This is a genomic window from Mycobacterium sp. 852002-51163_SCH5372311, from assembly GCF_001667115.1.
GTDB lineage: Bacteria > Actinomycetota > Actinomycetes > Mycobacteriales > Mycobacteriaceae > Mycobacterium.
The window spans coordinates 1-6,757 of sequence record NZ_LZIJ01000136.1; the positions used below are offsets into that span (position 1 = coordinate 1).

Here is a 6,757-nt window from a genome sequence, read left to right on the forward strand (position 1 = left end):
AACGCCGCCACAGCGCACTCGGCGACCTTCCACCCATCAGCCGCCTGTAACCAACGTTATGGCCGGGTACAGCTAGAGCCTGGCGACGCAGGTCGTGCACTAGGACTGGTCGCGGACTAGTCGCGTCCGGTAGCGGCCGCCGCCACCAGGTACGGTCGTCGTCGTGACTGCGGTGTCGGCGATGTCCTGGTGGCAAGTCATCGTGCTATCCGTGGTGCAGGGCATAACCGAATTTCTGCCGGTCTCGTCGTCGGGGCACCTGGCGATCGTGTCGCGCATCTTCTTCGCCGACGACGCGGGGGCCTCCTTCACGGCGGTGAGCCAGCTAGGCACCGAGGCCGCGGTCCTGGTCTATTTCGCGCGGGACATCGTGCGCATCCTCAAAGCCTGGTTCAACGGTTTGGTCGTCCGGTCGCACCGCAACGCCGACTACCGGCTCGGCTGGTACGTCATCATCGGCACCATTCCCATCTGCGTCCTGGGCCTGTTCTTCAAGGAGGAGATCCGGTCGGGCGTGCGCAACTTGTGGGTGGTGGCGACGGCGCTGGTGGCGTTCTCGGCGGTGATCGCCCTGGCCGAATATCTCGGTCGTCAGACCCGCGACATCGAACACCTGAACTGGCGAGATGCCGTCGCGGTAGGCGCTGCACAATGTCTGGCGCTGGTGCCCGGCATCTCGCGCTCGGGGTCCACCATCAGCGCTGGACTGTTTCTCGGGCTCGAGCGCGAGCTGGCCGCCCGTTTCGGCTTCCTGCTGGCCATTCCCGCGGTGTTCGCCTCGGGCCTGTTCTCGCTGCCGGACGCCTTCCACCCGGTCAACAAGGGCATGAGCGCCACGGGCCCGCAACTGCTGGTTTCCACGCTGATCGCCTTCGTCATCGGCCTGGCCGCGGTGGCCTGGCTGTTGCGATTTCTGGTGCGGCACAACATGTATTGGTTCGTCGGATACCGGGTGCTGGCCGGAACGGCCGTGCTCATCCTGCTGGCTTCCGGAACGGTCGCTGCTACATGACCGTCATCCTGTTGCGGCACGGGCGGTCCACGTCGAACACCGCCGGCGTGCTGGCCGGCCGTTCGGAGGGCGTCGACCTGGACGAGAAGGGTCGCGAGCAGGCCGCCGGGCTGATCGATCGGATCGGTGACCTGCCGGTCCGCGCGCTCGTGTGTTCACCGATGCTGCGCTGCCGCAGCACCATTGAACCGCTGGCCGCAGCGCTGTTCCTCGAGCCGCTGATCGACGAACGGCTCGCCGAGGTGGACTACGGAGAATGGACCGGCCGCAAGATGAGCGACCTGGTGAGTGAACCGTTGTGGCGGGTGGTCCAGGCCCATCCCAGCGCGGCGGTATTCCCCGGGGGTGAGGGATTGGCGCAGGTCCAGGCGCGTGCCGTGGCCGCGGTCCGCGAGCACGACCGGCGACTGGCCTCGGAATACGGGGCTGACGCGCTATGGGTGGCATGCAGCCACGGTGACGTCATCAAGGCGGTGATCGCCGACGCGTATGGCATGCATCTGGACAGCTTTCAGCGCGTCAACGCGGACCCGGCGTCGATCAGCGTCATCCACTACACCCAGCTGCGGCCGTTCGTTTTGCACGTAAACCACACCGGTGCCCGCCTTTCGGCAGCACTACGCGCGGCTGCTAAGCCGCCGGGGCAGCCCCACGGGAATTCAAAAGACGAGCAGCGCAAGCCGGAGCAGCGGGCGGACGGTGAGGTGGCCTCCGGGGACGCGGTGGTAGGTGGATCCGCCGACTAATGGCGCAAACGAATCGCGTTGCAACGGCGAGTGCCGGTATTTTGGGAGGTGCCATGGCGCGCGCAATCCACGTTTTCCGCACACCCGACCGTTTCGTGGCCGGGACCGTTGGCCAGCCCGGAAACCGGACGTTCTATATCCAGGCGGTGCACGACTCACGGGTGGTGTCGGTGATCCTGGAAAAGCAGCAGGTCGCGGTTCTCGCCGAACGCATTGGTGCGCTGCTGCTCGAAGTGAATCGCAGGTTCGGAACTCCGGTGCCGCCGGAGCCCACCGAGATCGACGACCTCAACCCGCTGATCATGCCTGTGGACGCGGAATTTCGAGTCGGGACCATGGGTCTGGGTTGGGATTCCGAGGCACAGACCGTGGTGGTCGAACTGCTGGCGGTAACCGATGCCGAATTCGACGCCTCGGTGGTGCTCGACGACACCGAGGACGGGCCTGACGCGGTGCGGGTGTTCCTGACGCCAGAATCGGCACGCCAGTTCGCGACTCGCTCCAACCGCGTCATCTCGGCGGGCCGTCCGCCCTGCCCGCTCTGCGACGAACCGTTGGACCCGGAGGGCCACATCTGCGCGCGCACCAACGGCTACAAGCGCAGCGCGCTGCTCGGGCCTGACGATGACCCAGAAGGGTGACGAACGTGAGGTGTTGCGTTGCGGCGAGCTGACGGTCCTCGGACGCATCCGCTCGGCCAGCAACGCCACCTTTCTCTGCGAATCCACGCTGGGTGAACACAGCGTGCACTGCGTCTACAAGCCGGTCTCCGGTGAGCAGCCGCTGTGGGATTTTCCCGACGGGACCCTGGCTGGACGCGAACTCGGTGCGTACCTGGTGTCGACACAGTTGGGCTGGAACATCGTGCCGTACACCGTCATTCGGGACGGGCCGGCGGGTCCCGGCATGCTGCAGCTGTGGGTGCAGCAACCCGGTGATCTGTTCGGCAACGATCCTCAGCCCGGGCCCGATCTGGTGGATCTGTTCCCCGCCGACAGGCGGCAGCCGGGTTACCTTCCGGTGCTGCGGGCCTACGACTACGCGGGCGATGAGGTCGTCTTGATGCATGCCGACGACGAGCAGTTGCGCCGGATGGCGGTGTTCGATGTGCTGATCAACAACGCCGACCGCAAGGGCGGCCACGTCCTGCGCGACCTCGAGGGCCACATCTACGGCGTCGACCACGGCGTCTCCCTGCACGTCGAGAACAAACTGCGCACGGTGCTGTGGGGTTGGGCCGGCAAGCCCGTCGACGACGAAACCCTGGAGGTTGTTGCCGGCCTGGCCGAGGCTCTCAGCGGCCCCCTTGCCGATGCGCTGGCCGGACACATCACCCGGGCGGAAATCGCCGCGCTGCGTAGGCGCGCGCAGTCGCTGCTGGCCGATCCGGTAATGCCAGGCCCAAACCGGCACCGGGCCATACCCTGGCCGGCCTTCTAGCTGCCTCCTGGCCGCGAGCGTGCGCGTTTGTACGACGACACGCCGTTCGGGCTGTCATTTTGCGCGCGCTCGCGATCAGGTCGCCCGGCTGCGCCGCGCTCGCGATCACCACGGGTTCTGATGGTGGTGACCCGCTTCGCCCGGCTGCGCCGCGCTCGCGATCACCACTCGGAGATACTGATGCGGTGAGCCGGGCCGCGGATGGGATGACAGACGCGGCGTTGGCCGCCGATCTCGCCGCCGACGCGGGGGAATTGCTGCTCAAGGTGCGCGACGAGGTCGGTTTCGCCTACCCATGGGCGCTCGGCGACGCCGGGGACAGCCTGGCGAATGAGTTGCTGCTGCGGCGGCTGCGCGCCGAGCGTCCCGGGGACGCGGTGCTCAGCGAGGAGGCGCACGACGACCTGGTGCGGCTGGAGTCCGATCGGGTGTGGATCATCGATCCACTGGACGGCACCCGGGAATTCTCCACCCGCGGGCGCGACGACTGGGCGGTGCACATCGCGCTATGGCAGCGACACAGCGACGGACGGCCCGAGATCACCGACGCCGCGGTGGCGCTGCCCGCGCGCGGGAACGTGGTGTACCGCAGTGACACCGTCGCCGACGGCATCACGCCCGTTGAAGTGCCCAGCACCATCCGGATCGCGGTCAGCGCCACCCGGCCGCCGGCGATCCTGCACCGGATTCGGCAGTTGGTGTCGATCCAGCCCGTCGCGATCGGCTCGGCCGGCGCCAAAGCGATGGCCGTCGTCGACGGGGAAGTCGACGCCTATCTGCATGCCGGCGGGCAGTGGGAATGGGATTCAGCCGCGCCGGCCGGGGTGATCCTGGCTGCGGGCATGCATGCGTCGCGGCTGGATGGCTCGCCGCTGCGGTACAACCAGCTCGATCCGTACCTGCCCGACTTCGTGATGTGTCGCGCCGAGGTGGCACCGATACTGCTCGACGCGATCCGCCAAGCGTGGTGGTGAAGCGGCGTGTTGTCGGCGTCCGTCGCGTCGGCTTTGGGTGTGAGCCCACGGCGTTGGGTGTGAACCAGCGGTGGGCCAAAGCCCGTCTTGGGCGCCCTACGCGCACACTCAAAGCCCTGGGTTCACACTCAAAGCCCTGAGTTCACACCGAATCGGCGTGCGTCCTCAGCCATCCGCAGCGCCGTAATCACAATCGTCACGTCAGTACCTCAGTCGACGGTGTCGCTTCCCGGCAGAGGCCAATGTGACTGATGTGACTCGTCCCGCCCAAAGCCCGTTCTCCCCAGCCCGTCCCTCTTCGCCACTGCGCGGGTGGGCGGTTCCCCCTGCGCGGACCACGACGTCGCCGGGCCTAGAGTCGAGGACATGCAGTCGTGGTCCTCCGCCCCCGTTCCGGCGCTGCCGGGACGCGGCCCGGAGCTACGGCTCTACGACACATCCGACCGGCAGGTGCGCCCGGTGGCGCCCGGGGCCAAAGCCACCATGTACGTCTGCGGAATCACGCCCTACGACGCCACCCATCTCGGCCACGCTGCCACCTACCTGGCGTTCGACCTGATCCACCGCATGTGGCTGGACCTCGGCCATCAAGTGCACTACGTGCAGAACGTCACCGACATCGACGACCCGTTGTTCGAGCGCGCCGCTCGCGACGGCGTCGATTGGCAAGACCTCGCCGACCGCGAGGTCAATCTGTTTCGGGAGGACATGGCCGCACTTCGAGTGTTACCGCCACACGACTACGTGGGTGCAACCGAAGCGATCGGCGAAATGGTTGAGCTCGTCGAGAAAATGCTGGCTTCCGGAGCAGCCTACGTCGTCGATGACGAGTACCAGGACATCTACTTCCGGGCCGATGCCACACCGCAATTCGGCTACGAGTCGGGCTACGACCGCGACACCATGCTTCAGCTGTACGAACGGCGTGGCGGCGACCCACACCGCCCCGGCAAGACCGACCAGCTCGACGCCTTGCTGTGGCGGGCCCAGCGGCCGGAGGAGCCCAGCTGGCCGGCACCATTCGGCGCCGGGCGGCCGGGATGGCACGTCGAATGCGCGGCGATCGCACTCGGCCGCATCGGCAGCGGACTGGATATTCAGGGCGGGGGCAGCGACCTGATCTTTCCGCATCATGAGTTCACCGCCGCGCACGCCGAATGTGTCAGGGGCGTAAGACGTTTCGCGCGGCACTACGTCCACGCGGGGATGATCGGCTGGGACGGGCACAAGATGTCCAAGAGCCGCGGCAACCTTGTGCTGGTTTCCGGCCTGCGCGCGCAAGGTGTTGAACCGCAGGCCATTCGGCTGGGTCTGCTGGCCGGCCATTATCGCGCCGACCGCTTGTGGAGCGAGCAGGTGTTGCAAGACGCCAGCACCCGGCTGCGGTACTGGCGCGCCGCGACAACCCTGCCCGCCGGTCCCGACGCCACCGACGTCATCTCCCGGCTGCGCCAATATCTGGCCGACGACCTGGACACACCCAAAGCGGTTGCCGCACTTGATGGTTGGTCCACCGATGCGCTTGAGTACGGCGGTCACGACGCAGCTGCGCCGCAAATGGTGGCAACAGCGGTCGACGCCCTGCTCGGGGTGGACCTGTAAGACACGCGAAGGTAGCTTTTCAGGCCATGACATCGGTGCACGGCAAAGTCGTCTTCATCACGGGTGGTGCCCGCGGGATCGGGGCCGAGGTCGCCCGCCGGCTACGCAACAAGGGTGCCAAGCTCGTGCTCACCGATCTGGACAAGGCCGAGTTGACTGCATTGGCCGCAGAACTCGGTGAGGACCGGGTGCTCACGGTGGTCGCCGACGTGCGCGACCTGCCCGCCATGCAGAGAGCGGCCGACCAGGCCGTCGAGCGCTTCGGCGGCATCGACGTCGTGGTGGCCAACGCCGGCATCGCCAGCTATGGCTCGGTGCTGCAGGTCGACCCGGAAGCAGTCAAGCGGGTGTTGGACGTCAACCTGCTCGGCGTCTTTCACACGGTGCGAGCAACCCTGCCGGCGCTGATCGACCGTCGCGGCTATCTGATGATCGTCTCGTCGCTGGCCGCGTACGCCGCGGCCCCCGGGATGGCGCCCTACGACATGTCGAAGGCCGGCAACGAGCATCTCGCCCACGCGCTGCGGCTGGAGGTCACTCATCTCGGCGTCACGGTCGGCTCGGCGCACATGTCCTGGATCGACACCGCTCTGGTTCGCGACACCAGGACCGACCTGCCCGCGTTCGACCAGCTACTTGCGGCGCTGCCTTGGCCGCTGCACAAGACGACGTCCCTCAGCCGGTGCGCAGACGCGTTTGTCAAGGGCATCGAGAACCGCCAGGATCGCGTGTACTGCCCACGTTGGGTAGGCCTGTTCCGCTGGCTCAAGCCGGTGCTGTCCACCCGGCTGGGCGAACGCCCGGTCCTCGAGGCCGCCGCCAAGCTGATGCCTCAGCTGGATGCCCAAACTGCCGCGCTGGGCCGCTCCACCAGCGCCTACAACCAGGGCCTGGAGAAGCGCTAGATGTACCCGGCCATAACGTTGGTTACAGGCGGCTGATGGGTGGAAGGTCGCCGAGTGCGCTGTGGCGGCGTTGAGTGT

At 67.1% G+C, this 6,757-nt stretch carries 7 protein-coding genes; all 7 read left to right on the forward strand.

Annotated elements, in window-relative coordinates:
* Nucleotides 1–181: 181 nt before the first annotated feature.
* The 7 genes from A5791_RS16460 (at nt 182) to A5791_RS16490 (ending at nt 6,679) form a co-directional block, all read left to right on the forward strand.
* A complete protein-coding gene (locus A5791_RS16460) occupies nt 182–1,012 on the forward strand; it encodes an undecaprenyl-diphosphate phosphatase (RefSeq protein WP_067238990.1) in 831 nt (276 codons plus the stop codon).
* Nucleotides 1,009–1,758: a histidine phosphatase family protein gene (locus tag A5791_RS16465; RefSeq protein ID WP_067238973.1), complete on the forward strand. Its 750-nt coding sequence runs from the start codon at nt 1,009–1,011 to the stop codon at nt 1,756–1,758. The genes A5791_RS16460 and A5791_RS16465 overlap by 4 nt, the downstream gene beginning before the upstream one ends.
* A 53-nt stretch (nt 1,759–1,811) precedes the next feature.
* The gene (locus tag A5791_RS16470) at nt 1,812–2,399 is read left to right on the forward strand and encodes a DUF3090 domain-containing protein (protein WP_067238975.1); all 588 of its coding nucleotides are present in this window, start codon (nt 1,812–1,814) and stop codon (nt 2,397–2,399) included.
* Nucleotides 2,383–3,198: an SCO1664 family protein gene (locus A5791_RS16475; protein ID WP_369828089.1), complete on the forward strand. Its 816-nt coding sequence runs from the start codon at nt 2,383–2,385 to the stop codon at nt 3,196–3,198. The genes A5791_RS16470 and A5791_RS16475 overlap by 17 nt, the downstream gene beginning before the upstream one ends.
* A 206-nt stretch (nt 3,199–3,404) precedes the next feature.
* Complete coding sequence (locus tag A5791_RS16480) at nt 3,405–4,172, forward strand: 3'(2'),5'-bisphosphate nucleotidase CysQ (protein WP_067238980.1); 768 nt, start codon at nt 3,405–3,407, stop codon at nt 4,170–4,172.
* A gap of 366 nt (nt 4,173–4,538) precedes the next feature.
* On the forward strand, nt 4,539–5,774 hold the full coding sequence (gene mshC / locus A5791_RS16485; RefSeq protein WP_067238983.1) for a cysteine--1-D-myo-inosityl 2-amino-2-deoxy-alpha-D-glucopyranoside ligase: 1,236 nt from the start codon (nt 4,539–4,541) through the stop codon (nt 5,772–5,774).
* A 26-nt stretch (nt 5,775–5,800) separates the two neighbouring features.
* Complete coding sequence (locus A5791_RS16490; protein WP_067238987.1) at nt 5,801–6,679, forward strand: SDR family oxidoreductase; 879 nt, start codon at nt 5,801–5,803, stop codon at nt 6,677–6,679.
* Nucleotides 6,680–6,757 lie beyond the last annotated feature (78 nt).

Excerpts from the sequence above, each read along its gene's own strand:
- A5791_RS16460 (WP_067238990.1), top strand. The coding sequence starts at position 182 with ATGTCCTGGTGGCAAGTCATCGTGCTATCCGTGGTGCAGGGCATAACC.
- A5791_RS16465 (WP_067238973.1), top strand. The coding sequence starts at position 1,009 with ATGACCGTCATCCTGTTGCGGCACGGGCGGTCCACGTCGAACACCGCC.
- A5791_RS16470 (WP_067238975.1), top strand. The coding sequence starts at position 1,812 with ATGGCGCGCGCAATCCACGTTTTCCGCACACCCGACCGTTTCGTGGCC.
- A5791_RS16475 (WP_369828089.1), top strand. The coding sequence starts at position 2,383 with ATGACCCAGAAGGGTGACGAACGTGAGGTGTTGCGTTGCGGCGAGCTG.
- A5791_RS16480 (WP_067238980.1), top strand. The coding sequence starts at position 3,405 with ATGACAGACGCGGCGTTGGCCGCCGATCTCGCCGCCGACGCGGGGGAA.
- mshC (WP_067238983.1), top strand. The coding sequence starts at position 4,539 with ATGCAGTCGTGGTCCTCCGCCCCCGTTCCGGCGCTGCCGGGACGCGGC.
- A5791_RS16490 (WP_067238987.1), top strand. The coding sequence starts at position 5,801 with ATGACATCGGTGCACGGCAAAGTCGTCTTCATCACGGGTGGTGCCCGC.